We start from the raw sequence: 25,885 nt of genomic DNA on the forward strand, positions 1-25,885 counted from the left end.
GTCATCGCCGGTCACCCGTTATGGCAGGCTGCACCACTGTGACCGCTGCCATGTCTTCCGCCCGCCGTCGCCGTCGCGGCCTCGTGCTGCTGTCCGCCGTGGTGGGGCTGGTCCTCAGCGCCTGCTCGACCGGCCCCAGCCAGGTCAACGCCGCGGCCATCGTCGGCGACAAGACGATCACGGTGGACCAGGTCCAGGAGCTGACCCGCAAGGCCGTGGAGGCCGAGCCCGCCGCGAAGGTCCTCGCCGACCAGCGCAAGCTCGACCTGCTCTCGCGCGCGGTGCTCAAGCAGCTGGTCACCCACGAGCTGCTGGAGACCTACGCCAGGGACAACGGGATCACCGTCGACTCCGGCCAGGTCGGCCAGCTGTCCCGCCAGCTCTCCGAGTCGCTGCAGCCGCTGCCCACCGACGGGTCGGTCACCGCCGACATCATCGTGCAGCAGGCGGTGAACAAGGTCATCGACCCGACCGTCCTGGCCAAGGACTACCTGCTCCAGCTCAAGCTCGGCCAGCAGGCGGCGCCGACCCTCGAGGTCACCATGGACTACATCGTGCTCGCGCCGGGCGGGCCCGAGGAGCCGACCGGGTCGCTGCGCGGCAAGGCCGAGGACCTGGCCAAGCGGCTCGCGGCCGGGCCCGAGCAGGCGGCGGCGGTCTTCCAGGAGGAGATCCAGGCGGGCGGCCAGGCGATGACCGCGCAGAAGTTCACCCCGTCGGCGGACCCCAGCATCGCCGGGACGCTCATCTACGGCACCCCGGTCGGCAATGTCATCGGCTTCCAGCCGAGCGCCGAGCAGGCGCTCTGGGTGGTCGCCGTGGTCACCGGGCGCTCCACCGACGCCGAGCCCGACCCGAGCGCCGCGCAGGACCCGCGGCTGGCCACCGCCCTCGGCCCGCGCCTGCTGCAGCCGCTGGTCGACCAGGTCGGCGTCACGATCAGCCCCCGCTACGGCGTGTGGGACATCGGGGCCATGGGCGTGGCGCCCAGTGCGGCCGAGACGGCCGGTTTCGTGGTGCCGATGGCCGAGGGCGCGGCCAAGCCGTGACCGACTCCGCGGTCGTCCTGGTCCGCGGCGGCACGGTCCCGGTCGAGGCGCTGCCGCTGCTGCGGTCGGCGGCCCGGGTGGAGATCGCGGGCGGGGTAGACCCGGTCTTCGCCGCTGCTGGGGGTGATGGCGGTGGCGGTGGCGTTGGCGGTGGCGGTGGCGACGGTTCAGTCGTCCTGCTGACCGACGACCTCTCCGTCCCGCTCGCCGAGACGATGCTCGCCGACGGCGTCCCGCTCTATGCCACCCCCGGCGCGCGCCTGCTCGACGCCGCGCGGGTGATGGACCGGCTGCGCTCGCCGGGCGGCTGCCCGTGGGACGCCGAGCAGACCCACGACTCGCTGCGCCAGTACCTGGTCGAGGAGTGCTACGAGCTGCTGGAGGCCATCGAGGACGGCGACCGCGCCGCGCTGCGCGAGGAGCTGGGCGACGTGCTGCTCCAGGTGCTCTTCCACGCCCGCGTGGCCGAGGAGGACCCGACCGACCCGTTCGGCGTCGACGACGTGGCCGCGGGTCTGGTCGACAAGCTCGTCGGCCGCCACCCGCACGTGTTCGCCGGTGGCGATCCGGCCGTGCGCGACGCGCGCTCCCAGGAGAAGCGCTGGGAGGAGCTCAAGCAGGACGAGAAGCGCCGCGAGTCCAGTGTGGACGGCGTGGCGCTCGGGCAGCCCGCGCTCGCGCTGGCGGCCAAGCTCGCCCAGCGCACCGCCCGCGCGGGCCTGCCCGCGGACCTGCTGCCCGCCGGCGGCTCGCCGGGCGCGCGGCTCTTCGACATCGCGGCGCTGGCCAAGCTCGCGGGCCAGGACCCCGAGGGCGAGCTGCGCGCGGTGGCCCGCGCCTTCGCGCGCGACGTCCGCGCCGCGGAGGCATCCGCCAAGGCGGCAGGCCTGGACAGCATGACCGGAGACGAGTGGCACACCCACTGGCCCAAATAGCGGCCATTTGGCTGATTCATTCCGCTAAACCCCGGCGCACACTGAGGCCCAACCGCTCAGTTTTGGGAGTTTCCGTGCGTCGAATGTTCGTTGTTGTTGCTTCCTGCGCTGCCCTCGTCACCCTCGGTGGAGCGCACGCCTCGGCCCAGGTGCTGCCCCCGCCCTTCACCCCCAAGGCGGAGCCTGCCGGCGCGGGCCACGTGGTCGACGTCTGGGCCGGGCTGACGGGCCTCATCGGTCTCGCGGGCCGGTAAACATCATCCGCGGAGCGTCGCGGATGACTAGTTTGGCAGGGTGACTGACGCCTACCTGAGATTCCCCCATGTGCGCCACGACCTGATCACGTTCGTCGCCGAGGACGACGTCTGGCTGGCGCCCGTCACCGGGGGCCGCGCCTGGCGCGTGTCGGCAGACCAGGTGCCCGCGGCCAACCCGCGGCTGTCCCGCGACGGGACGTCCATCGCCTGGCGCAGCAACCGCGACGTCGAGCCCGAGGTGCACCTCGCACCGGTCGACGGCGGCCCGAGCGAGCGGCTGACCTACTGGGGCGACCTGCGCACCACCGTGCGCGGCTGGACGCCCGGCGGCGACGTGCTGGCCACCTCGGCCACCGGGCAGGCGTCGCGCTCGCGCACCTGGGCGTACGCGGTGCCCACCGACGGCTCGCCCGCGACCCGCCTGCCCTACGGCCACGTCGGCGAGGTCGACATCACCGACGACGGCGCCGTGGTCATGGGCAGCGTCTACAGCCGCGAGCCCGCCCACTGGAAGCGCTACCGCGGCGGCACGGCGGGCAAGATCTGGGTCGACGCCGACGGCGACGGCGAGTTCACCCGCATCCTGTCCGAAGTAGACGGCAACCTGCAGTCCCCGCTGTGGGTCGGCGGCCGGATCGCCTTCCTCTCCGACCACGACGGCACCGGCAACCTCTACTCCTGCCTGCCCGACGGCTCGGACCTGCGCAAGCACTCCGAGCACACCGACTTCTACGCCCGCAACGCCGCCTCCGACGGCGAGCGCGTCGTCTACCACCGGGCCGGGCGGATCTGGGTGCACGACGACCTCGACGCCGCGCCCCGCGAGATCGACATCCGGCTCGGCGGCCCGCGGGTCTCGCGCCAGGTCAAGCACGTCTCGGCGGGCCCGCACCTGACCGATGCCTGCCCGGACAAGACCGGGCGGGCCAGCGTCGTGGAGGTGCGCGGCACCATCCACTGGCTGACCCACCGCGACGGCCCCGTGCGCGCGCTGTCGGTCGCCGACGGCGTGCGCGGGCGGCTGCCCCGCGTGCTCGGCGACACCGGCCGCGTGGTCTGGGTGACCGACGTCGACGGCGAGGACGCCCTGGAGTTCGCCCCGGCCACCGGGGTCGAGCCGGGCGCCACCCCGCGCCGGGTCGGCCTCGGCGAGCTGGGCAGGGTGCTGGAGCTGGTCGCCTCCCCCGACGGCAAGCGCGTCGGGCTGACCACCCACGACGGCAGGCTGCTGCTCGTCGGCGCCGCGGACTCCGGGACCGCCGACGTCCGCGAGGTCGCCCGCGCCACCGAGGGCGACCCGACCGGCCTGGTGTTCTCCCCGGACTCGGCCTGGCTGGCCTGGTCGCACCCCGGCCCGGACCCGCTGCGCCACATCAGGATGGTCAACACCACCGACCTGTCCGTCGTGGACGTCACGCCGCTGCGCTTCGCCGACTGGGACCCGGCGTTCACCGCCGACGGCAAGCACATCGCGTTCCTGTCCGCGCGCAGCTTCGACCCGATCTACGACGTGCACGTCTTCGACCTGTCCTTCGCCAACGGAACCCGGCCCTACCTGGTGCCGCTGGCCGCGACCACCCCGTCGCCGTTCGCCCCGCTGCGCGAGGGCAGGTCCTTCGGCGAGGACAAGGACTCGGACAAGTCGGGCAAGGACGGTTCCGACGGCAAGGGCGAGGACGGCGACGAGGAGAAGACCCCGCGCACCGCCGTGGACGTCGAGGGCATCGAGGACCGGGTCGTCGCCTTCCCCGTGCCCGCGGCCCGCTTCTCCGGGCTGTGGGCGGCCAAGGGCGGCGTGCTGTGGCGCCGCGACCCGCTCACCGGTTCCCTGGGCGACGACCTCGACGTGCTCGGCGAGTCCGAGCCGCGCGCGGTGCTGGAGCGCTTCGACCTGGCCAAGCTCAAGATCGACACCCTGGTCGACGGCTTCGACGAGGTGTGGCCCAGCGGCGACGGGCAGCGCCTGGTGGTCAAGGACGGCCACGCCCTGCGCGTGGTCCCCGCCGACCGCAAGGCCGACTCCGACGACCGCTCCGAGGACAACGTCACCGTCGACCTCGGCCGCGTGCGCGTGCGGGTGGACCCCCCGGCGGAGTGGGGCCAGATGTTCGACGAGAACGGCCGCCTCATGCGCGACCACTTCTGGCGCGCCGACCTCGGCGGCAAGGACTGGACCGCGGTCCTGGACCGCTACCGCCCGCTGGTGGACGGCCTCGGCTCGCACGACGACCTGGTCGACCTGCTGTGGGAGGTCCAGGGCGAGCTGGACACCTCGCACGCCTACGTCATGCCCGCGGGCTCCGGCGGCGACAGCAGGCGCAGGCTGGGCCTGCTCGGCGCCGACCTGGAGCGCGACGCCGACGGCGCCTGGCGGATCACCAGGGTCGTGCCCGGCGAGAGCTCGGACCCGCGGGCCCGCTCGCCGCTGCGCGCCCCCGGCGTCGCGGTGCGCGCGGGCGACGCGATCACCGCCGTCGACGGGCGCCCGGTCGACCCGCTGCGCGGCCCGGCCCCGCTGCTGGTCGGCACCGCGGGCAAGCCGGTCGAGCTGGCCGTCACCCCCAGGGACGGCGGCTCGGTGCGCCGCGTGGTGGTCGAGCCGCTGCTGGACGACGAGCCGCTGCGCTACCAGGCGTGGGTGGCCGACCGGCGCGCCCACGTGCACGCCGCCAGCGACGGCAGGGTCGGCTACCTGCACGTGCCGGACATGATCGCCAGCGGCTGGGCGCAGTTCCACCGCGACCTGCGCATGGAGATGCGCCGCGAGGGCATCGTGGTCGACCTGCGGGAGAACCGCGGCGGGCACCTCTCGCAGCTGATCATCGAGAAGCTGGCCCGGCGCATCGTCGGCTGGGGCCGCGCCCGCGACGACTACTACCTGGAGACCTACCCAGCCGACGCGCCGCGCGGTCCGGTGGTCGCCGTCGCCGATGAGTTCTCCGGCTCCGACGGCGACATCGTCAACGCCGCGATCAAGGCCCTGGGCATCGGGCCGATCGTCGGCACCCGCACCTGGGGCGGCGTCGTCGGCATCGACATGAGGTACCGGCTGATCGACGGCACGCTCGTCACCCAGCCCCGGTACGCCACCTGGATGCAGGGCTACGAGTGGGGCGTGGAGAACCACGGCGTCGACCCCGACGTCGAGGTGCCGATCACCCCGCAGGACCACGCCGCGGGCCGCGACCCGCAGCTGGACACCGCCGTGCGCATCGCGCTCGACGCGCTGGCCGAGCGGCCCGCGCTGACCCCGCCGGACATCCCGCCGCTGGGCTGAGGCGGATCTTGCCCGTGGAGACCCCGCGTCTCCACGGGCAAGATCATGGGCATGGACACCTCCGCGATGATCAGGGCCAACGAGGTCAACTGGGACGCGCGCACGCCGATCCACGTGGCCAGCGCGTTCTACGCCCAGGAGCCCGCCGCCTGGTTCGCCCCGCACGAGTGGGACGACCTCGGCGAGCTGACCGGGCGCGAGGTCGCCCACCTGCAGTGCCACATCGGCAGCGAGACCAAGGCACTGGCCCAGCGCGGGGCGCGGGTCACCGGCCTGGACATCTCCGGCGCGTCGATCGAGGCGGCGCGGGCGGACTCGGCGGGTGTTGAGCCCGCGATCTCCTACGTCCGGGCCGATGTGTTCGACGCCGCCGACGCGCTGGGCCGCGAGCGCTTCGACGTCGTCTACACCGGCAAGGGCGCGCTGGTCTTCGTGCCCGACGTCGACAAGTGGGCCGAGCAGGTCGCCGCACTGCTGCGCCCCGGCGGCTTCCTCTACCTCGTGGAGTTCCACCCGGTGCTCTACACCCTCGGGCTCATCCCGACCGGCGAGGAGACCCTGACGGTCATCGACGACTACCTGCCCGGCCGCGGCGCGGTCGCCGTGGACGGCACCTACACCTACACCGACGGCCCGACCGTGCCCGGCTCGCCCGGGTACTTCGAGTGGCGGCACAGCCTGGCCGAGGTCGTCACCGCGCTGATCGGCGCGGGCCTGCGCATCGATCTGCTGCGCGAGACCCCGGAGATCCCGTGGAAGCGGTGGGAGTCGATGGAGTGCGTCGGCGGCGTCTGGCACCGGCTGCCCGACTCCGCCCCGCGCCTACCGCTGCTCTACGCGCTGCGCGCCGTGAAGTCCTGACCTGCGCGGACCGGGCCCTGCCCGGCCCGCGGCCACCCCCGGCGGTCCGCGGACACGTAGCCTGGGTTCGTGGCCGACATGCTCACCGCCGACCCGCCCCGGACCCCGCGCCCCCGCCGCAACCTGCGGCGGCTCGCCGCCGTGGGGGCGGTCGCCGTGCTCGGCGGGGCCGGGCTGGTCGCCGTCGAGCTGGCGAACCGCCCCGCGCCCCGCTCCGAGCGCGCGACGTTCACCGTGGCCGCCCTGGACGTCGAGCCGGGCTCGGCGGCGCCGCAGGGCCGCCCGGCCCCGCCCCCCGCCGAGCTGACCGCCTGGGCGGACCGGTTCGCCGCGATCACCGACATCCCGGCCCGCACGCTGGTGGCCTACGTCAACGCCGAGCAGGCCACCAACCGCGCCGTGCCCGGCTGCAACATCACCTGGACCACGCTGGCGGGCATCGGCCGCGTCGAGTCCCACCACGGCCACTACGCGGGCAGCCGGGTCAACCCCGACGGCGGCCTGACCAAGCCGATCATCGGCATCCCGCTGGACGGCTCCCCGGGCGTCAAGGCCATCCCCGACACCGACGGCGGCCGCCTCGACGGCGACACCCGCTGGGACCGCGCCGTCGGCCCGATGCAGTTCCTGCCGACCACCTGGGCCCGCTGGTCCCAACGCGCCACCGCCGACGGCGTCCCCGCCGACCCGCAGAACATCGACGACGCCACCCTCACCGCCGCCCGCTACCTGTGCGCCAGCGGTGGCGACCTGGCCACCGGCGAGGGCTGGTGGAAAGCGGTCCTGACCTACAACCGCTCCACCCGCTACGGCCGCGACGTCTACTCCGGCGCCGACGCCTACTCCCGCGTCAACGGCCCCTGATCACCCCGGGCCTCAGCGGTCGCGCTCGACCGCCAGTCGCGCGGAGACCTCGCCGTAGGCCTCCTGGTACTCCGGCGCGGGGTTCATCGCCACGGCGATGCGCAGCTGGGTCTGCGCCTCCTCCAGCCTGCTCTGCCGCTGCAGAGCCCTGGCCAGCGCGAACCGCGCGTAGTGGTCGGTCGGGTCCAGCTCGATGACCCGCTCGAACGCGGCCTCGGCGCGCCGCAGCTGCGCGGAGCCGAGGTAGGCGCGGCCCGCGAGCAGCTGCACCGACGGGGAGTTCGGCTCGGCCTCCAGCACGGGGCCGAGCGCCGCGAGGGCGTCGAGCGGCCTGCGCTGCTCGACCAAGTGCTCCGCCTGGCGGAACGCGGCGAAGGTGCTCTCGGCGTCCTGGCTCATGGTCCGCTCAACAGTACGCGCACACAGCGTGTTCCTCGACAGGCAACACGGTGACGAACCTGAGGTGACCGGCGAGCCAACCGACCGCACCCGACATCGTCACAGCGTGCCAAGGCACTGTCGGGACAAGCGTCCCGCTAGGCTCGGTGCCGACACGAAGGACGCTTTCTGAGGAGCAGACGTGGCTGTCATCGAGCAGGTCGGCGCACGGGAGATCCTGGATTCCCGCGGCAACCCCACCGTCGAGGTGGAGGTGGCGCTCGACGACGGCACCTTGGCCCGCGCGGCCGTGCCCTCCGGGGCGTCGACCGGTGAGCACGAGGCAGTCGAGCTGCGTGACGGCGACCCCAACCGCTACCTGGGCAAGGGCGTCGAGAAGGCCGTCACCGCGGTGCTGGACGAGATCGGCCCCGAGCTGGTCGGGATCGACGCGGTCGACCAGCGCATCGTCGACCAGAAGCTGGTCGACCTCGACGGCACCCCGGACAAGTCCCGCCTGGGCGCCAACGCCATCCTCGGCGTCTCGCTGGCCGTCGCGAAGGCCGCCGCCGAGTCCAGCGGCCTGGAGCTGTTCCGCTACCTGGGCGGCCCGAACGCGCACGTGCTGCCGGTGCCGATGCTGAACATCCTCAACGGCGGCTCGCACGCCGACAGCAACGTCGACATCCAGGAGTTCATGATCGCGCCGATCGGCGCGGACTCCTTCCGCGAGGCGCTGCGCTGGGGCGCGGAGGTCTACCACTCGCTCAAGTCCGTGCTGAAGAGCAAGGGCCTGGCCACCGGCCTGGGCGACGAGGGCGGCTTCGCGCCGAACCTGGGCAGCAACCGCGAGGCGCTGGACCTGATCGTCGTCGCCATCGAGAAGGCGGGCTACACCGTCGGCCGCGACATCGCGCTGGCCCTCGACGTCGCCGCCACCGAGTTCTTCTCCGACGGCGCCTACACTTTCGAGGGCGCGCGCAAGTCCGCCGAGGAGATGTCGGCCTACTACGCCACCCTGGTCGACGCCTACCCGATGGTCTCCATCGAGGACCCGCTGTCGGAGGACGACTGGGACGGCTGGGTGCGCATGACCGCCGAGCTGGGCGAGCGCGTGCAGATCGTCGGCGACGACCTGTTCGTCACCAACCCCGACCGGCTGGAGGAGGGCATCGCCCGCCGCGCCGCCAACGCGCTGCTGGTCAAGGTCAACCAGATCGGCACCCTGTCGGAGACCCTCGACGCGGTCGGCCTGGCCACCCAGTACGGCTACCGCAGCATGATGAGCCACCGCTCCGGCGAGACCGAGGACACCACCATCGCCGACCTGGCGGTGGCGACCGGAGTCGGCCAGATCAAGACCGGCGCCCCGGCCCGCAGCGAGCGCGTCGCCAAGTACAACCAGCTGCTGCGCATCGAGGAGACCCTGGGCGACGCCGCGCGCTACGCGGGCGACCTCGCCTTCCCGCGTTTCTCCTCGGAGTCCTGACGTGGCGGGCCCGGACCGCTCCCGCGCGCGGCGCTCGTCCGCGCGCGGGACGGTCCGCGGCCTGTCCCAGCGCATCGCCAAGCTGAGCCTGCCGTTCGGGATCTCCACCACCCGGCGTGCGGCGATCCTGGTCACCGTGGTCTGCGCGCTGGCGCTGAGCGTGGCCGTGCCGCTGCGCACGTACCTGTCGCAGCGCTCGGACGTGGAGATCCAGGAGCAGAAGCAGGCCGACCTGCGCGCCGAGGTCGACGAGCTGGAGCGCCGCCGCGCCGAGCTGGCCGACCCGGAGCAGATCAAGGCCGAGGCCCGCGCCCGGCTGCGGTTCGTCATGCCGGGCGAGGTGCCCTACGTGGTGGAACTGCCCGGCGACGGCGCCCAGCAGGCGCCGACCGCGCCGGTGCCCGATCAAGCGTGGTACCAGAACCTGTGGGAGCAGATGGCGGGATGATCGCCGAAGCCGATATCGCCGTCGTCGCCGAGCAGCTCGGCCGCACCCCGCGCGGGGTCCGCGCGATCGCGGCGCGCTGCCCCGGCGGCCATCCGAGCGTGGTGCAGACCGACCCGCGCCTGCCCGACGGCACGCCGTTCCCCACGCTCTACTACCTGACCTGCCCGCGGCTGAACTCCCTGGTGAGCACCCTGGAGACGACGGGGCTGATGAAGGAGATGACCGACCGGCTGGCCGAGGACGACGCGCTGTCCTCGCGCTACCTGGCCGCGCACGAGTCCTACCTCGCCGAGCGCGACGCGATCGAGCCGCTGGGCACCCAGGTGACCGCGGGCGGCATGCCGACCCGGGTCAAGTGCCTGCACGTGCACGTCGCGCACGCCCTGGCCAAGGGCACGGGGGTGAACCCGTTCGGCGACGAGGCGTTGGCCCGTCTGGCCGACGAGTGGCCTACGGGGGACTGCGCCTCGCGGTGACGGCCCCCGGGCCGGCGGGAACAGGGTGTTCAGCTGCGCGTTAGATGACAACTCAGGTGACCAAAGGGCAACTGGCAACCGACCCTTTGGGCGGCGTACCTGAGATTTTGCCGAGATTCGGTGACTCTCGGCAGCGGATGAGGCATGGTAGGTGGCCGAGAGTGCTAGCGGTCACCTGATGGTGGCGGACTTGCGGACTTGCGGACTTGCGGACTTGACGGAGGGGTGGCCGAGCAAGTGGGTGTGAAGCGAGGCGGACAGCACCGCAAGCGGCGAGGCGACCGGGGGAAGCGGCGCAGCGCGGTGGCGGCGGCGGGCGCGATGCTGCTGGTCCCGGCCGTGGTGGCCGGGGAACCGGCGCCGTGGCTCGGCACCGCGGGCGATGTCGCCTACGCCGCGGACAGCGCCCCCGTGGAGCTGGACGACCCGAGGACCCTGGGCGCCGACGGCTCCAAGCCGGAGAACGCCGAACTCGGCCCGCGCATCCTGGAGCTGGCGGGCAACCCCGACAAGCTCGCCCTCACCGCCGGTCCCGGCACCGGCTACCCGGTCGGCCCGCTGGGCATCCCCGGCAACATGCTCACCGCGTACATGCGCGCCGCGCAGACGCTCGCGGCCACCACGCCCGGCTGCAACCTGAAGTGGCCGCTGCTGGCCAGCGTCGGGCGCATCGAGTCCAACCACGCCTACGGCGGCAAAGCCGACGCCAACGGCACCACGGTGAAGCGCATCCTCGGCCTGGAGCTCAACGGCGCGGGCCCGGTCGCGGCCATCGCCGACACCGACGGCGGCCGCTACGACGGCAACACCGTCTGGGACCACGCGGTCGGCCCGATGCAGTTCATCCCGTCGACCTGGGCGGGCTACGCCTCCGACGGCAACGGCGACGGCCTCACCGACCCGAACAACATCTTCGACGCCGCCCTCGGCGCCGGGAAGTACCTGTGCTCGGGCGGGCTGGACCTGTCGGACCCGCGGCAGATGGCGACGGCGATCTTCCGCTACAACAACTCCGACAGCTACGTCCGCACGGTGATCCTCTGGGCGAACTCCTACGCCAGGGGCGTGCACCCGCTGCCGACGACCCCGGTCAGCCAGATCCCGGTCCCGGTCATCCCCCCGTCGAACGGCGACAGCGGCGTCGTCCCGCCCCCCGGCGTGACCCCGACCCAGCCGCCGAGCAAGCCCCCCGCGTCGACCACCCCGAAGCCCACGGGCACCACGTCGCCGAAGCCCACGACGACCAGGCCCACCCTGGCCCCGACCTCGCCCAACCCGTCCTGGGGCAGCACGACCACCACGACGACGACCACCACGACCCCGTCGCCGACCTGCGAGACCTCGACTCCGACGACGACCGCGGAGACGACGACCCCCACCACGACAACGGAACCCGCCGACGACCCCTGCGCCCCGGACCCCACCGACGGCCCCACGGCCCCGGAGTCCGAGACCACGGAGTCGGCGTCCCCGCCGCCCAGCATCTCGGTGACGCCCACCGCCACGTAGGCCAGGTTCCACGACGTCACCGCTGCCCCGCCACGCTTCGGCGTCGCGGGGCAGCGCTGTCCCCACCTCACGACGCCTTCGTTGTCCACACCCGCGAAAACACCAGCGGCGCCGGCCCCCACCACCTCGATAACCTGGCGGCGGGGGGCCGGATACCCGCCCCCGGCCCAGTCCGCACGCGGACACCGACGCGTCTGGCCGCGTTTCACTAAGCTGCGGCCATGACCCGTGTGGCGGCGATCGACTGCGGAACGAACTCCATCCGGCTCCTGGTGGCCGACGCCACCACCCGCGACGACGGCAGCCACTGGCTGCGCGACGTCCACCGCGAGATGCGCATCGTCCGCCTCGGCCAAGGCGTCGACGCCACCGGCGTGCTCGCCCCCGAGGCGCTGGAGCGCACCCGCGCCGCCCTCGCCGACTACGCCGCCATCCTGCGCCGCAAGGGCGCCGAGAAGGTCCGCATGGTCGCCACATCGGCCACCCGCGACGCCGCCAACCGCGACGAGTTCTTCGCCATGACCGCCGAGCTGCTCGGCGCTCCCGCCGAGGTCATCAGCGGCGACGAGGAAGCCCGCCTGTCCTTCACCGGCGCCGTCGCGGGCCTGGACCCCGACGACGGTCCGTTCCTGGTCGTGGACATCGGCGGCGGCTCGACCGAACTGGTGCTGGGCGCCTTCGACGGCACCACCGCCACCGTCGAGGCAGCGCGCTCGGTCGACATCGGCTGCGTCCGCATCACCGAGCGCGCCCTGCGCTCGGACCCGCCCACCCCGGCCGAGACCGCCGCCGCCGACGCCCTCGCCGCCGACACCCTCGCCCCCGCCTTCGCCGCCGTCCCGGTGGCCAAGGCCCGCACCTGGGTCGGCGTCGCGGGCACGGTCACCACCCTGGGCGCACTGGCCCTCGACCTCCCCGAATACGACTCCGACGCCGTGCACCTCAGCCGCCTCGCCCCCGCCGACATCGCCACCCTGGCCACCACCCTGCTCAGCGCCCCCCACGACGAGCGCGCCGCCAACCCCGTCATCCACCCCGGCCGCGTCGACGTCATCGCGGGCGGGGCCGTCATCCTCCGCGTCCTCGCCGACCGCCTGTTCGCCGAGACCCCGATCAGCGACCTCGTCGTCTCCGAACACGACATCCTCGACGGGATCGCCCTGTCCCTGCTGTGAACCGGACTGTCTTCTGAGGACGCCACGACCGCCTCTGGCGGCGGGGGCGGATCACACGATCGGGTAGATCGACTTGGCGGGCGACCTGCCGTCGTGCCACGTTGCGAAGGTCGGTACCCCGAGCCGAGGAGTCCCGCGTGAGGCGTGCCCGCGCTGCCGTGATCCCCGTAGTCCTGGCCGTGGCCGCCGCCATCCCGGCGCTGCCCGCCGCCGCCGCGCCGCCCGTGGAGTACTCCGTGCTGCTGGCCGAGGGCGCCGACCCGGGGCCCGCCGTGCGCGCGGTCGTCGCGGCGGGCGGCACGGTGATCAGCGCCAACGCGCCCGCAGGCCTGGTCACCGCGACCGCCAGCGCGGACCTTTCATCCATTGTGGACAAGACGCCCGGGGTGGAGGCCGTCGCCAGGAGCAGGCCGATCGGGCAGGCGCCGAAGGCGCCGGCGCTGCGGTCGGTCGAGCGCGAGCACCACCTGGCGAGGGCGGGCCGCAACCCCCGGCCCGGCGCAGCCGCCATGGACCCCCTCGACACCGAACTCTGGGGCCTCACCGCGGTCCGCTCCCACCTGGCCCGCACCGAGCAGCCCGGCGACAAGCGCGTCCGCGTCGGCGTCCTGGACACCGGGGTCGACGCCGCCCACCCCGACATCGCCGCGAACTTCGACCGGCAGCGCTCCCGCAACTTCGCCCGCGACCTGCCCGCCGACGACAACGGCGTGCCCATCGACGGCCCCTGCGAGGCCCGCGGCTGCGTCGACCCGGCCGACGTGGACGAGAACGGGCACGGCACCCACGTCGCGGCGACCATCGCCGCGCCCGCCGACGGGTTCGGCATCTCCGGCGTCGCGCCCAATGTGTCCATTGTGAACATCCGCGGCGGTCAGGACTCCGGCTACTTCTTCCTGCAGCCGGTCATCGACGGCATCACCTACGCCGCCGACGCCGGGATCGATGTGCTCAACATGAGCTTCTACATCGACCCGTGGCTCTACCACTGCGAATCCAGCACCGCCGACACCCCTGATCAGCGCATCCAGCAGCGCATCGCGATCCGGGCGGTGCGCCGCGCGATGGCCTACGCCGACCACCGCGGCGTCACGATGATCGTCTCCGTGGGCAACGAGCACACCGACCTCGGCGCTCCCGGCCGCGACGCCGACAGCCCGAACTTCCCGCCCGGCAGCGAGCACGACCGCGAGATCGACAACGACACCTGCTTCGTGCTGCCGGTCGAGAACGAGCACGCGATCGGCGTCGCCGCCGTCGGTCCGACGATGGCCAAGGCCGACTACGCCAACCACGGCGCGGAGCGCGTCGTGGTGACCGCGCCGGGCGGCTACTTCCGCGACGGGCTCGGCACCGACTGGTACCGCACCAACGAGAACCTGATCCTCTCCGCCTACCCGCGCGAGGTCGCCGTGCGCGACGGCGCGGTCGGCGCGGACGGCGAGATCACCACCGAGGGCGCCGCGCTCGGCGTCCGCAAGGCCTGCCGCGACGACGGGACCTGCGGCTACTACCAATACCTCCAGGGCACCTCGATGGCCGCCCCGCACGCCTCCGGCGTCGCCGCCCTGATCGTCGCCGAGTTCGGCGCCTACCGCCCCGACGACGTCCGCATGCCCCCCGCCTCGGTGCGCCGAATCCTGGAATCGACCGCCGCCCCCCTGGCGTGCCCGGTCCCGGCCACCGTCGACTACGCCGACGTCGACCGCCCCGCCGAGTACACCGCGACCTGCACGGGCACCACGGAGCTGAACTCCTTCCACGGGCACGGCATCGTCGACGCCTGGAACGCCGTCACCCGGGGCAAGCCGTAGGGGTGGCCCGGTCCGCGCCTGCCGCGACCTCGGCGGTGCCGGCACCCGGCCGCGAGATCGCCGCCGGAAGAGTGCGGCTCAGCTACGAGCGAGCCGGAGAGCCGACGAAGAAGATCCCGACGCTGTTCCAGCGCGATCCCGCCGACCGGAAGCGGGTCCTGCCCGAGGTGCACCCGGACTGCCAGTGGGTGCTCGACGGCGAGGGGCTCCCCACGCGCACGTGGGACGGGACCTGTGTGCGGCTGGACGATGGAGGACGGTGGTGGGCGCGCCGCGAGGTCAAGCCCGGCAAGGCCGAGCCCGGAGGTCAACGGGAACCCGGAGGGGCTGTGCCAGCACGAACTGCGCAAGCACGGCGAGCATCCGGTGTTCGACGCGCCGCGCGACTTCGACGGCGTGAAGGGGCTCCTGGCCGCCTTCGGCCCACGAGGGCATCGTGTGGCACCACCCGGACGGTCGCATGGCGAAGCTGAAGGCCCGGGACTTCCCGGAGCAGGAGTGACGCGGCCCGCTCCCGCCGCGACCTGTCGGGCCCGCGGCGGGCAGGTGGGTGGGGCCGCCCAGCGAGACGTCCCACCCACCGCCGGTCTCCCGGCGCCGGCCGGACTAGCTCCCGGAGGCCGCCTTCACGAACGCCGCGATGTCCTTGGACTGCTGCACCCGCGACGGCTCGTGGACGTACATCATGTGCCCCGCCGGGTAGTACTTGATCTCGATGTTGCCCCGCAGCTCGTCCGGGATCGCCAGGTGGGCGACGGAGTGTTCGGTGGCGTAGTAGGGCGTGGCGCCGTCGGTGTGACCGGAGGCGATGTGCACCTTCAGGTGCGGGTTGGTGCGCATCGCCGCGGACAGGCGGTCGGTGACGGTGACGTGGGAGCCCTCGAAGTCCTTGTACGACCACGCCTTGAAGGCGTCGAAGCTGATGACCTCGTACGGCAGGTCGCTGGTGTACTCCAGCTCCGCGCGCAGGTAGTGGTTGATGGCCGCCGTGTACGCGCCGGTGATGGCCGCGCCCGCGGGGTCCTCCGACATCCGCTCCCGGCCGTAGTCACCCTCCCAGCCGGTGAAGCGGCCGTCGAGGCGGCCGACGGTGCGGCGCTCGGAGCGCAGCAGCTCGGTGAAGAAGCGCATGTGCTCGATGCGCAGGTCCACGCGGTCGACGTAGTCGGCGGACAGGCCGGTCAGCTCGGCGGTCTTGGCCACCGCGGCGGCGCGCTCCTCGGCGCTCATCCGCGCGCCCTGCGCCAGCGCGTACGGGTAGTCGCGGGCGGCGAAGGCCTCGGCTTCGGCGAGGACGTCGGCGAGGCGGCGCTTGCCGTGCTTGCCGTGGTAGTGCGCGATGGCCGCGTACGTCGGCAGGAACAGCGCGTACGGGAGGTCGTTGCCCTCCTGGAAGCGCAGGGTGCGGAAGTCCAGCACCGAGGACACCAGGATCAGGCCGTTGAGGTACATCCCGTGCCGCTGCTGCAGGTGCTGGGCCAGGCCGCCCGCCCGGGTGGTGCCGTAGGACTCGCCGGCGAGGAACTTCGGTGAGAGCCAGCGGCCGTTGCGGGTCGTCCACAGCCGGATGACCTCGCCGACGGACTCGATGTCGCCGGTGAAGCCCAGGTGGTCCTCGGCGCCCTCGCCCTCGACCGGGCGGGTGTAGCCGGTGGACATCGGGTCGATGAAGACCAGGTCGCTGTGAGCAAGAAGGGATTCGGCGTTGTCGGTCAGCTCGTAGGGCGGCGCGGCGGGGGAGCCCGCGTCGCCGGAGACGACCCGGCGCGGGCCGAACAGGCCCAGGTGCAGCCAGGTGCTGGAGGAGCCGGGACCGCCGTTGAAGGCGAAGGTGACCGGGCGGGTGGCCGGGTCGGCGTCGTCGAGGGTGTAGGCGGTCATGAAGACCGACGCCTTCGGCACGTGGCCGGTGAACTTCCCGTCGGCGGTCACCTCCTGCCGGATCACGACGCGGCCGGTGTCGGCGGTGTAGCGGAGCTTGCGGCGGCCGACCGCCAGCACGTGCTGCGTGGTGACCAGGTCGTCGGTCGGGTCCGGCTTGGCCTGGTCGGGCTGGTCCGGCTTCTTCTCGTCGGCGGTGTCCGTGGGAGCCATGTCGCCGACCCTACGGGGTGATCGCCGGGGTAGCGTCCGGCTATGCCGATGGCCGAACTCGACCGGCGGGTGGCCGGGTGCCGGGCGTGCCCGCGCCTGGTGGAGTGGCGCGAAGAGGTCGCCAGGGTCAAGCGCGCCGCGTTCCGCGACGAGACCTACTGGGGCAGGCCGGTGCCCGGCTTCGGGCCCGCCGACGCGGGGCTGGCCGTCGTCGGGCTGGCCCCGGCCGCGCACGGGGCCAACCGCACCGGGCGCATGTTCACCGGCGACCGCTCCGGCGACGTCCTCTACGCCGCCCTGCACGCCGTCGGCCTGGCCTCGCAGCCGACCTCGACGCGCATCGATGACGGCTTGGAGCTGTACGGCACCCGGATCACCGCGCCGGTCAAGTGCGCGCCGCCGGCGAACAAGCCCACGCCCGCCGAGCGCGACCGGTGCAGGCCGTGGCTGGAGGCCGAGCTGGCGCTGCTGCGCCCGACGCTGCGCGCGGTGGTGGTGCTGGGCGCGTTCGGCTGGCAGGCGCTGCTGCCGGTGCTCGCGGCGTTCTGGCGGGTGCCGGTGCCGCGGCCCGCCTTCGGCCACGGCGTGCGGCACACCCTCGCCGCCCACGACGGCGGTGATCCGCTGCACGTGTTCGGCTGCTACCACGTCAGCCAGCAGAACACCTTCACCGGGAAACTCACACCCGCGATGGTGGAAGAAGTGCTGGCCACCGCCGCCGACGCCGCCGAAATCCGGCATAAATGAGAATCCGTCAATAAAGCCGAAGAAAACCGACCGCCCGGAATGGGCGGCCTCGGCGGAGCTGTGGGAGGATCGGCAATGTGATGCGTGAGCGGGCCGGAATGGTATTGGGCCCAGCGGTGGTCGTTGTCTGGTCGACAATTGCGGCGGTCATCTCGACATTGGTCGTGCTGCGGGTCAGCGACTCCGGGATGTGGCCGCCGCTGCTGGTCGGGGCCGGTGTCGCGCTCGCCGTCACCGTGGTGGCCGAACCGCTGCTCGCCGTGGCGGTGCCCCGGCGGCCGTGCAGGCCCGCCCCGCGCAGGCGCCAGCCTCGGCCCGTCAGGCCGCCGGCGAGGGCATCGCGCGTCGTGCGCCGCACGCGGCCCTGAGCCGCGCGCCGCGATGGCCTAGCGGGCCCGCGACCACCTGGGACCGGTCGGCTTCGCCACCAGGTGCGCGATGCGGTCCTCCAGGAAGTCCTTGGTCTGGCTCGCGGAGTAGGCGACCTCGGCGGTGGCGGCCAGCCTGCCCGCGAACTCGCCGATGCGGGGCGAACCGTCGCGCACGACGTAGTCCGCGCCCGCGTTCTCCACGTAGACGATCGTGGAGCCCTCCAGCGCCATCACCACGAACGGGCCCCACAGGCCCAGGTGCACGCCCGCCTCGTACGGGATCACCCGGATGTCGATGTTGCGCCGGTCCGACAGGTGCCGCAGGTGCCGCAGCTGCTCGCGCATGACCTGCGGCCCGCCGATCATGCGGTGCATCGCGCCCTCGTCGATGAGGAAGGACAGCTCCGGGCCGGGGTCCTCGTGCAGGATCGCCTGCCGGTCGACGCGGGCGGCGATGAGCTGGTCGAGCTTCTCCCCGGTGTGCGCGGCGCCCAGCAGCGAGCGGGCGTAGCCGGGGGTCTGGAGCAGGCCCGGCACCAGGTACGGGTGCACGTGCCGGATCGCGATCGCGGAATCCTCGTAGGACAGCAGCGTCTGGTACTCGGGGCTGAGCACCTTGCGGTACTTGGCGTACCAGGACGGACGTCGCGATTCCCTGGCCACGGCGACGAGCTCCTCGGCGACGTCGTCGGCGGTCCCGTACACCGCGAGCAGGGCCCTGGTGTCGGAGGTCGAGATGCCGACCGAGGCGTTCTCGATGCGCAGGAGCTTGGACAGCGACCAGTCCACCGCGCGCGCGGCCTCGGCCTGGGTCATGCCGACCCGCTCCCGTTCGACACGCAGGGTGTCACCGAGCCGTCTGCGCTGCACCTTGGGGTCCGGCTGCCTTCGACGGGCCATGGGGGTGTCCTCCGCTGAGTGGGGAGCAGGTCTCAGCCTAACTGGTGATCATCCATACGGCTGAACGTCTGACGGCGAGTCGCCATGTGGCCGACCGCCGCACGGCTGGTGGCAAACTAGCACGCTGCTGCCTGGGCTTTCACCTCTCGGCGAGGCTGAATTGGTCCAGCGCACGGACGGATGATTTGATCGGTGGCGCAGAGTGACCGGGAATCCACCTCCGGCATCCGGGCGATCGTCCGCACCCGGGCAGCGGATTCAGACAGGAGTTCAGAACCGGAATAATCGGCGCGTTATGTCCCGATACTCACCATGGATAGGGGGAGCGGTGTCCGCTGTCTCCAGCGAATGGCGCAGAAGCAGGTGCAGTGTGAATAACGACTGCGTCGAACTGCGCGCCGCAGCCGGGCGGGTCCGCATCCGCGACTCGAAGAATCCGAGCCGGATTCTGGATATGGCCCCCGCCGTCGGCGCGGGGTTCGTCGCCTACGTCAAGGGCGCGGTGGTGTCGTGATCGGCCGCCGCTGAACGTCCCGCCCGCCGCGGCCGCCGTGGCATGCTCGCTGCCATGTGGCCGCCGCGCATCCCGCCCCGACGCCGGGTCGTGCTGGTGGTCGCCGCCCTCATCGCGGTCGCCGCGGTGGCCGCGGCCGGGGGATCGGCCATCCCGTCGGACCCCGGCGGCGGGTGGCGCTTCGACCAGACCGAGCCCGTTGAGCGGCGCGAGACCGAGAGCATCGCCGACACGGACTCCGTCATCGACATGATCGGCGGCATCGGCACCGGGCTGCTGCTGGCCGTGGTCGGCGTGCTGGTCCTGCTCGGCGCGCTCGGCGTGCTGGTGTCCTTCGGCCTCGGTGGCAGGCGCCGCCGCGCGCGCCCGTCCATTCCGGTCCGCGACCGCGAGGCGGACCCGCCCGCCGACGACGCGGCCATCACGGCCACCGCGCTGCGCGCGGCCGTGCGCGGCGGGGCGCAGGCCGTCCGCGAGGGCGGTCCGCCCGGTGACGCGGTGATCTCGGCCTGGCTCGTCCTGGAGGCCGCGGCCGCCTCCTGCGGCACCCGCCGCTCGGCGGCCGAGACGGCCTCGGAGTTCACCGCCCGCGTCCTGGCGGGCCACGCCGTCGACCCCGATGCCCTGGCCGACCTGCGCGCCCGCTACCACCGCGCCCGCTTCGCCCGCGTCGCCACCGCCGCCGACGCCGCCGCGGCCCGCGCCGCGCTGGCCCGCATCGAGGAGACCATCGCGGCGGTGCCCCGATGAGCACGGTGAAGGTCGTCATCCTCGCCGTGCTCGCGGGCGCGGCGATGGCCGCGGTCGCGGCGTGGCCGGGCGGTGTCCCGGTGTTCTGGGCGGTGGCCCTCGGCGTCCCGGTCGCCGCGCTGACCGCCGTCGGCACCCGCTTCTCCGGTGCGCTCGAACCACTGTGGACGGCCGTGCCCAGCGCCGACTCCGCCCCGGCCCAGCTGCGCGCCGCCACCCTGACCGCCCGCCTGGCCGAGGCCGCCGCCGACCCCGACCGCTTCCGCACCAGGGTCCGGCCCCGCCTGCGCGCCCTCGCCGCCGCCCGCCTCCGCGAGCGCTGGCCCGATCTGTCCGATGTGGATGACCCGAGGGCGCGGGCCGCGCTCGGCGGGCACCACGCCGTGCTCACCGGCGAGGCCATGCCCACCCCGCGGGCGCTCGCCGACCTTCTCGACCGACTGGAGGACGTGTGACCCCGGTGCCCCCGGAACCAGCTGTGTCCATCGCGGACACGCCGGATGCCACGGACATCGCCGCCGTCGCCGCCGTCGCCGCCACGGCGGCGCGGGTGCGCGAGGCCATCGGCGCGGTGGTGGTGGGGCGCGAGCGCACGCTGCGCCTGGCGCTGGCCGCCGTGCTCGCGGGCGGGCACGTGCTGCTGGAAGATGTTCCCGGGCTCGGCAAGACGCTGATGGCGCGGGGCATCGCCGCCGCCGTCGGCCTCGACTTCGCCCGCGTGCAGTGCACCCCGGACCAGCAGCCGGCCGACCTCACCGGTTCGTTCCTGTTCGACCCGGTCGAGCGCGAGTTCCGCTTCCGCCACGGGCCGGTCTTCACCGGGCTGCTGCTCGCCGACGAGATCAACCGGACCCCGCCGAAGACGCAGTCGGCGCTGCTGGAGGCCATGCAGGAGCGGCAGGTCACCGTCGAGGGCCGCACCTTCGCCCTGCCGCGCCCCTTCCACGTGCTGGCCACCGCGAACCCGGTGGAGTACGAGGGCACCTACCCGCTGCCCGAGGCCCAGCTCGACCGGTTCCTGCTGCGCGTCGACATCGGCTACCCGCCCGCCGACGACGAGGTCGAGGTGCTGCGCCGCAGGCTGGCCCGGCAGCGCGAGGACGCCGAGTTCGCCCCCGTCATCGGCGCGGGCGAGCTGCTGGCGCTGCAAGCCGGGGTCGAGCGCGTCCCGGTCGACGAGGACGTCCTGCGCTACTGCGTCGACCTGGCCCGCGCCACCCGCGCGCACCCCGCCGTCGAGGTCGGCGCGTCGCCGCGCGGCTCGCAGGCGCTGGTGCTCGTCGCCCGCGCGCTCGCCGTGCTCGACGGGCGCGATTTCGTGCTGCCCGAGGACGTCAAGGAGTGCGCCGTCGCCGCGCTGGCCCACCGGCTCACCCTGCGCGCGGAGACCTGGAGCTCCGGGGTCACCGCCGAGCAGGTGGTGAGCGGCCTGCTGGGCTCGGTGCCGGGCCCGCCCAGCAGCCGATGAGCAACCGGGTCCTGGACTGGATCACCGCGCGCAAGGCGGTGCGCACCTCGGGCTGGCGGCGCACCGACGCACTGGCGCGCGGTGCGCTCGGTGGAGTCGGGCTCGTCGCGGGCGGGGTGCTGCTGCACCGGGTGGACCTGGTGCTCGTGGGCGCGCCGCTGCTGCTGGGCACCGTGGTCGCGCTGGCCGTGCCGCCCGGCAGGGTGCCCGAGGTGCGCGCGGGCAGGCTGCCGCGCGCGGTCGAGACCGGCGACTCCGGCCCGCTGACCGTCCAGGTCGAGGCCGATCCCGGTGTGGAGGTGATGGCGGTGCGGCTGCCGGCGCCCGACGCGCGCGGTCCCGGGCCGGTGCACCTGCTGCCGAGCGCACCCGGCTACGCCACGCGGCTGCGCTGGGACGCCTGGGGGGAGGGCGTCGACGTCCGCCCCGACCACCTGGCCGCGAGCCGTGACGCGCTGCTCATCAGCGGCCCGGTCACCGGACCGGAGGGCAGGCGCACCGTGCTGCCCACCGCCGAGCCGGTGCGCCCCGGGCCGCTGCCCCCGCGCGCCGCCGGGCTCGTCGGCGTGCACCGCGCCCGCAGGCCGGGCGAGGGCACCGAGCACCGGGCCGTGCGCCCGTTCCAGCCCGGCGACCGGGTCCGCCGCGTCGACTGGCGCGCCACCCTGCGCGCGGGCGCGGCCACCGGCCTGCCGCTCGGCACGCCGCACGTGCGCGAGCACCACGCCGAGGCCGACGCCGACCTGCTGCTCGCCGTGGACTCGCGCGTCGACGTCGGCCGCGAGATCGCCGAGTGGTCCACTCCGGCCGACGGCGTCGCGGTGCGCCCGGGCGGCAGCCTGGACACCGCGGTGCGCGCCGCGGTCGCGCTGGCCGCGGGCTACCTGCGCCAGGGCGACCGGGTCGGGCTCATCGACATCGGGCGCCCGCAGCTGGGCCTGTCCCCGGGGGTCGGCCGCCGCCAGCTGCTGCGCCTGCGCCACCAGCTGGTCGCCTGCTCCCGCTCGGCGGGCTGGGCGCCCCGGCCGGTGCTGCTGCCCCGGCAGGCGCCCGCGGGCTCGGTCGTCATCGCCCTGACCCCGCTGCTGGACGACGCGGTGGTCGACTGCCTGGTGCGCGCCGCCCACCGCGGGGTCGCCGTGGTCGCCGTGGACGTGCTGCCCGCCGACCTCGTCGCCGACCCCGACACCGAGTGGGGCGCGGTCGTGCGCCGCATCGTGCTGGCCGAGCACCGGGCCAGGGCGGCAGCGCTGCGCGGCGAGGGGATCGCGGTGCTCGGGTGGTCCGGTCCCGTCGTGGTCGACGCCCTGCGCAGGCTGCGGAGGCGCCGGTGAACGACGCGCTGGAGGTCGGTCGCGGGGTCAGCGCGCTGTGGCTGCGCGCGGCGGTCGGACTCCTTGGCGCGGCCATCACCGCCGACCTGGTGCTGGCGGGCGCGCCCGCGCCCGTCTACGGGATCGCCGCGGTGCTCGCGCTGCTGTGCCCGCTGCTGCCCGCCTCGCCGGTGCCGCTGGTGCTGATCGTGCTGGCGGCGTCGTCCGCGGCGCTCAGTGCGCCGGAGCCGTTCTCCGCGGCGGTGCTTGTGCTCGTCCCGCTGGCGCACGCCCTGCACCTGGCTTGCGGGTTCGCCGCCGTGCTCCCCGCGGGAGCCAGGGTCAGCCCGGCCGCCTTCCGCGCGCCGCTGCGCCGGGCCGCGGCGATCCAGCTCGCCGTCGGGCTGATGGCCGTCGGCGCGAGCTTCCTGCCCGCGGGCCGCACCGCCCCGGGAGTGGAGTTCGTCGCACTACTCTCCAGCGCCGCGATGGCACTCGCCGTGATCCTGCTTGAACGATCCCGTAGCTGACCGGCCGCCGACCCCCGTCCGCCCCGCCCCGCGCCGCGATCCCCGTCACACCTGCGAAAACAGCGGCGCGACACCGGTCACACCAAGGTGGGGGCGCCTCGCGGGCGCCCCCGGTCGGTGCCACCATTGAGGTATGGCGCGAACGAAGGCGGAGCCCACCAGGATCCTGATCCTCGGTGGTGGATACGTCGGGCTGTACACGGCGCTGGGGCTACAGCGGAAGCTGCGCTCCGGCGAGGCGTCGGTGACGGTCATCGACCCGCAGCCGCACATGACCTACCAGCCGTTCCTGCCCGAGGCCGCGGCGGGCGCGATCGAGCCGCGGCACGTGGTCGTGCCGCTGCGCCGCACGCTCAAGCGCTGCCACGTGATCACCGCCCGCGCCACCAAGGTCGAGCACGCGCGCAAGGTCGTCACCATCGAGGCGGGCGACGGGCACCAGGAGGAGCTGGGCTACGACGTGCTGGTCGTGGCGCTCGGCTCGGTCGCCCGGCTGCTGCCCATCCCCGGCCTGGCCGAGCACGGCGTCTCGTTCAAGACCATCGGCGAGGCCATCTACCTGCGCAACCACGTGCTGACCAAACTGGATCAGGCCGACAGCACGCTCGACCCCGACCTGCGCCGCAAGCTGCTGACCTTCACCTTCGTCGGCGGCGGCTTCGCGGGCATCGAGGCGCTCGGCGAGCTGGAGGACATGGCCCGCTTCGCCACCCAGTACTACAAGAACATCTCCGCCGACGACCTGCGCTTCGTGCTGGTCGAGGCGGCCGGGCGGGTGCTGCCCGAGGTGCGCGAGAGCCTGGGCGTCTACACCGTGATGCAGTTGGAGAAGCGCGGCATCGAGGTCTACCTGTCCACTCTCGCCAAGTCGTTCGAGGACGGGCACGTCGTGCTCTCCGACGGCACCGAGTTCGACAGCGACACCATCGTGTGGACGGCAGGCGTCAAGTCCAACCCGGTGCTCGCCAACTCCGACCTCCCGCTGACCAAGCAGGGCAGGCTGCGCGCGAGCGCGTCGATGCGCGTCGAGGGGCTGACCGACGCCTGGACGGCGGGCGACTGCGCCGCGGTGCCCGACCTCTCGCGCACCCCGGAGGACCCGACGGCCATCTGCGCCCCGAACGCCCAGAACGCTGTTCGCCAGGCTCGGCTGCTGGCCAAGAACATCGTCACGGCGCTGCGCGGCAACGAGCCCAAGGACTACTACCACAAGAACCTCGGCTCGGTGGCCAGCCTCGGTCTGCACCAGGGCGTCGGCGACATCATGAACTTCAAGGCCAAGGGCTTCATCGCCTGGTCGATGCACCGCGCGTACCATGTCAAGGCCATGCCGACGTTCAACCGCAAGGTCCGCATCACCCTGGACTGGTTAACGGGCGGCCTTTTCCGGCGCGAGGTCATCTCCATGGGTCAGATCAACGACCCGAAGGCGGAGTTCGCTCGGGTGTCCAAGGGCTGACGGCAAACGGTCCAAAGCGACTGGGCCAGCCGGAGGGAAACCGCGGAAACCCATCCCGAGCTGCGCTATCGCGCCTTAGGCTGCGGCTGCCCCCGTAGCCCAACAGGCAGAGGCAGCCCCCTTAAAAGGGGTGTAGTGCCGGTTCGAATCCGGTCGGGGGCACCAATCAGCGGCGTGTCGACCCTGCGTCAGCGCTGTGGCGGGGCTGACGCAGTGCTGTGTCAACGGAGTGTCATCCGGCGGCTACACAAGGGTTTCCGCCGTCGGGCGGCTCTGGTGTGTCGATCGCCAACCGCGCAGGTCTGTTGGTCCTTTTCGGAACCGACTCAGCAGTAGGCAGGCGCTGGCCGGTGTCCGGTGTGGACGAACGCCCGGCAGTCGGACCGGCACTCTAAGCTGCGGGGGTGGCGGAGTACCGGATCGATGACCTAGCCAGGGCGGCGGGCACCTCGGTGCGCAACGTGCGCGTCTACCAGGACCGCGAGCTGCTGCAGCCGCCTGTCCGCCGCGGCCGCACCGCGATCTACAGCGACGCCCACCTGTCCCGGCTGCGGCTGATCCTGGCCATGCTGGAGCGCGGCTACGCCTTCGCCCAGATCAAGGAGATGCTCGACGCCTGGCAGGCCGGGCACTCGCTGGCCGACGTGCTGGGCCTGGAGGAGGCGACCGGCGCGGCGTGGTCGCACGAGCAGCCCGCCGTGGTGCGCATGGCCGACCTGGTGCGCATGTTCGGCTCCCAGATCACCCCGGCGACCGTGCGCCGGGCCCTGGAGCTGCATGTGCTGGAGCGCCGCGGCGCGCACTTCGTCGCGCCCAGCCCCAAGCTGCTCGACGCGGGCCGCGAGCTGGTCACCCTGGGTGTCCCGCTGGCCGAGGCGCTGACCCTGGCCGCGGAGCTGCAGCGCGAGACCGACCGGATCACCGGCCTGCTGGTCGGCCTGGTCCGCCAGTACGTGCTCGACCCCAAGGGGCCGGACTGGCTGCCCAGCGGCGAGGAGCTGCCGCACTTCGCCGACGTCCTCTCCCGCCTGCACCCGCTGGTCATGTCGGCGCTGTCGGCCGCGGTGGACCGCTCGGCGCAGCGGGTGATCCCGCAGGTCATGGGCGACCGGCTGGTCGCGATCGTGGAGAAGGCGAAAAGAGGCGACGGGCCTCGGGCCTGACCCCCGGCGCGGCGCCGCCCTTGTACCGTGACAATGTCCGTTGT

The 25,885-nt window shown here is 73.6% G+C and carries 25 protein-coding genes and 1 tRNA gene; 23 read left to right on the forward strand and 3 right to left on the reverse strand.

The window, feature by feature from the left end; all coding sequences use genetic code 11:
- Positions 1–38: 38 nt before the first annotated feature.
- From ACFPM7_RS08840 to ACFPM7_RS08865, 6 genes are all read left to right on the forward strand, one after another.
- Positions 39–1,049, forward strand: coding sequence for a SurA N-terminal domain-containing protein (locus ACFPM7_RS08840; protein ID WP_378245801.1), 1,011 nt, complete (start codon positions 39–41; stop codon positions 1,047–1,049).
- Complete coding sequence (locus ACFPM7_RS08845) at positions 1,046–1,984, forward strand: nucleoside triphosphate pyrophosphohydrolase (protein WP_378245803.1); 939 nt, start codon at positions 1,046–1,048, stop codon at positions 1,982–1,984. Before ACFPM7_RS08840 ends, ACFPM7_RS08845 begins: the two co-directional genes overlap by 4 nt.
- 83 nt (positions 1,985–2,067) lie before the next feature.
- Positions 2,068–2,238: a hypothetical protein gene (locus ACFPM7_RS08850; protein WP_378245805.1), complete on the forward strand. Its 171-nt coding sequence runs from the start codon at positions 2,068–2,070 to the stop codon at positions 2,236–2,238.
- A gap of 40 nt (positions 2,239–2,278) precedes the next feature.
- Positions 2,279–5,518 carry a S41 family peptidase gene (locus tag ACFPM7_RS08855; protein WP_378245807.1) on the forward strand — a complete coding sequence of 1,080 codons (3,240 nt, stop codon included), beginning with the start codon at positions 2,279–2,281 and terminating at the stop codon, positions 5,516–5,518.
- Between the two features lie 51 nt (positions 5,519–5,569).
- The gene (locus ACFPM7_RS08860) at positions 5,570–6,379 is read left to right on the forward strand and encodes a class I SAM-dependent methyltransferase (RefSeq protein ID WP_378245809.1); all 810 of its coding nucleotides are present in this window, start codon (positions 5,570–5,572) and stop codon (positions 6,377–6,379) included.
- Between the two features lie 78 nt (positions 6,380–6,457).
- Positions 6,458–7,243: a lytic transglycosylase domain-containing protein gene (locus ACFPM7_RS08865; protein ID WP_378246331.1), complete on the forward strand. Its 786-nt coding sequence runs from the start codon at positions 6,458–6,460 to the stop codon at positions 7,241–7,243.
- Between the two features lie 12 nt (positions 7,244–7,255).
- Here ACFPM7_RS08865 and ACFPM7_RS08870 read toward each other — a convergent pair whose 3' ends face one another.
- A complete protein-coding gene (locus ACFPM7_RS08870; protein ID WP_378245811.1) occupies positions 7,256–7,642 on the reverse strand; it encodes a tetratricopeptide repeat protein in 387 nt (128 codons plus the stop codon).
- 181 nt (positions 7,643–7,823) lie between these two features.
- Between ACFPM7_RS08870 and eno the strand changes: the two genes are divergently transcribed.
- The 6 genes from eno to ACFPM7_RS08900 all read left to right on the forward strand — a co-directional run bounded on the left by eno (position 7,824) and on the right by ACFPM7_RS08900 (position 14,532).
- Positions 7,824–9,110: a phosphopyruvate hydratase gene (gene eno / locus ACFPM7_RS08875; RefSeq protein WP_378245813.1), complete on the forward strand. Its 1,287-nt coding sequence runs from the start codon at positions 7,824–7,826 to the stop codon at positions 9,108–9,110.
- A 1-nt stretch (position 9,111) separates the two neighbouring features.
- Positions 9,112–9,558, forward strand: coding sequence for an FtsB family cell division protein (locus ACFPM7_RS08880; RefSeq protein ID WP_378245815.1), 447 nt, complete (start codon positions 9,112–9,114; stop codon positions 9,556–9,558).
- Positions 9,555–10,034: a DUF501 domain-containing protein gene (locus tag ACFPM7_RS08885; RefSeq protein WP_378245817.1), complete on the forward strand. Its 480-nt coding sequence runs from the start codon at positions 9,555–9,557 to the stop codon at positions 10,032–10,034. Before ACFPM7_RS08880 ends, ACFPM7_RS08885 begins: the two co-directional genes overlap by 4 nt.
- 243 nt (positions 10,035–10,277) lie before the next feature.
- The gene (locus ACFPM7_RS08890) at positions 10,278–11,543 is read left to right on the forward strand and encodes a lytic transglycosylase domain-containing protein (RefSeq protein WP_378245819.1); all 1,266 of its coding nucleotides are present in this window, start codon (positions 10,278–10,280) and stop codon (positions 11,541–11,543) included.
- A gap of 221 nt (positions 11,544–11,764) precedes the next feature.
- A complete protein-coding gene (locus ACFPM7_RS08895) occupies positions 11,765–12,718 on the forward strand; it encodes a Ppx/GppA phosphatase family protein (RefSeq protein WP_378245821.1) in 954 nt (317 codons plus the stop codon).
- 137 nt (positions 12,719–12,855) lie between these two features.
- Complete coding sequence (locus tag ACFPM7_RS08900) at positions 12,856–14,532, forward strand: S8 family serine peptidase (protein WP_378245824.1); 1,677 nt, start codon at positions 12,856–12,858, stop codon at positions 14,530–14,532.
- A 606-nt stretch (positions 14,533–15,138) separates the two neighbouring features.
- On the opposite strand, the gene ACFPM7_RS08905 is transcribed toward ACFPM7_RS08900, so the two are convergent.
- Positions 15,139–16,626: a S10 family peptidase gene (locus ACFPM7_RS08905; RefSeq protein ID WP_378245826.1), complete on the reverse strand. Its 1,488-nt coding sequence runs from the start codon at positions 16,624–16,626 to the stop codon at positions 15,139–15,141.
- Between the two features lie 42 nt (positions 16,627–16,668).
- Here ACFPM7_RS08905 and ACFPM7_RS08910 point away from each other — a divergent pair, with 42 nt between their 5' ends.
- Both ACFPM7_RS08910 and ACFPM7_RS08915 read left to right on the forward strand, forming a co-directional pair.
- On the forward strand, positions 16,669–17,373 hold the full coding sequence (locus ACFPM7_RS08910; protein ID WP_378245828.1) for a uracil-DNA glycosylase: 705 nt from the start codon (positions 16,669–16,671) through the stop codon (positions 17,371–17,373).
- Between the two features lie 116 nt (positions 17,374–17,489).
- Positions 17,490–17,741, forward strand: coding sequence for a hypothetical protein (locus tag ACFPM7_RS08915; RefSeq protein WP_378245830.1), 252 nt, complete (start codon positions 17,490–17,492; stop codon positions 17,739–17,741).
- An 18-nt stretch (positions 17,742–17,759) separates the two neighbouring features.
- Here ACFPM7_RS08915 and ACFPM7_RS08920 read toward each other — a convergent pair whose 3' ends face one another.
- Entirely contained in the window at positions 17,760–18,644 is an 885-nt protein-coding gene (locus ACFPM7_RS08920) for a helix-turn-helix domain-containing protein (protein ID WP_378245832.1), read from the reverse strand.
- 295 nt (positions 18,645–18,939) lie between these two features.
- Here ACFPM7_RS08920 and ACFPM7_RS08925 point away from each other — a divergent pair, with 295 nt between their 5' ends.
- The 9 genes from ACFPM7_RS08925 to ACFPM7_RS08965 all read left to right on the forward strand — a co-directional run bounded on the left by ACFPM7_RS08925 (position 18,940) and on the right by ACFPM7_RS08965 (position 25,841).
- Entirely contained in the window at positions 18,940–19,158 is a 219-nt protein-coding gene (locus ACFPM7_RS08925) for a DUF397 domain-containing protein (protein WP_378245834.1), read from the forward strand.
- A 54-nt stretch (positions 19,159–19,212) separates the two neighbouring features.
- Complete coding sequence (locus ACFPM7_RS08930; RefSeq protein WP_378245836.1) at positions 19,213–19,908, forward strand: DUF4129 domain-containing protein; 696 nt, start codon at positions 19,213–19,215, stop codon at positions 19,906–19,908.
- Positions 19,905–20,363, forward strand: a complete 459-nt coding sequence (locus ACFPM7_RS08935) for a hypothetical protein (protein WP_378245838.1) — start codon at positions 19,905–19,907, stop codon at positions 20,361–20,363. The genes ACFPM7_RS08930 and ACFPM7_RS08935 overlap by 4 nt, the downstream gene beginning before the upstream one ends.
- A gap of 23 nt (positions 20,364–20,386) precedes the next feature.
- The gene (locus ACFPM7_RS08940) at positions 20,387–21,376 is read left to right on the forward strand and encodes an AAA family ATPase (protein WP_378245840.1); all 990 of its coding nucleotides are present in this window, start codon (positions 20,387–20,389) and stop codon (positions 21,374–21,376) included.
- Entirely contained in the window at positions 21,373–22,710 is a 1,338-nt protein-coding gene (locus ACFPM7_RS08945; protein WP_378245842.1) for a DUF58 domain-containing protein, read from the forward strand. Before ACFPM7_RS08940 ends, ACFPM7_RS08945 begins: the two co-directional genes overlap by 4 nt.
- Positions 22,707–23,219: a hypothetical protein gene (locus ACFPM7_RS08950; RefSeq protein ID WP_378245844.1), complete on the forward strand. Its 513-nt coding sequence runs from the start codon at positions 22,707–22,709 to the stop codon at positions 23,217–23,219. The genes ACFPM7_RS08945 and ACFPM7_RS08950 overlap by 4 nt, the downstream gene beginning before the upstream one ends.
- Before the next feature lie 133 nt (positions 23,220–23,352).
- On the forward strand, positions 23,353–24,678 hold the full coding sequence (locus ACFPM7_RS08955) for an NAD(P)/FAD-dependent oxidoreductase (RefSeq protein WP_378245846.1): 1,326 nt from the start codon (positions 23,353–23,355) through the stop codon (positions 24,676–24,678).
- A gap of 88 nt (positions 24,679–24,766) precedes the next feature.
- Positions 24,767–24,843: transfer RNA gene (locus ACFPM7_RS08960), tRNA-Leu, on the forward strand.
- Positions 24,844–25,082: 239 nt separating this feature from the next.
- Positions 25,083–25,841, forward strand: coding sequence for a MerR family transcriptional regulator (locus tag ACFPM7_RS08965; protein ID WP_378245848.1), 759 nt, complete (start codon positions 25,083–25,085; stop codon positions 25,839–25,841).
- The last annotated feature ends 44 nt before the right edge of the window (positions 25,842–25,885 follow it).

The sequence above is a fragment of the Actinokineospora guangxiensis genome, from assembly GCF_042657845.1.
GTDB lineage: Bacteria > Actinomycetota > Actinomycetes > Mycobacteriales > Pseudonocardiaceae > Actinokineospora > Actinokineospora guangxiensis.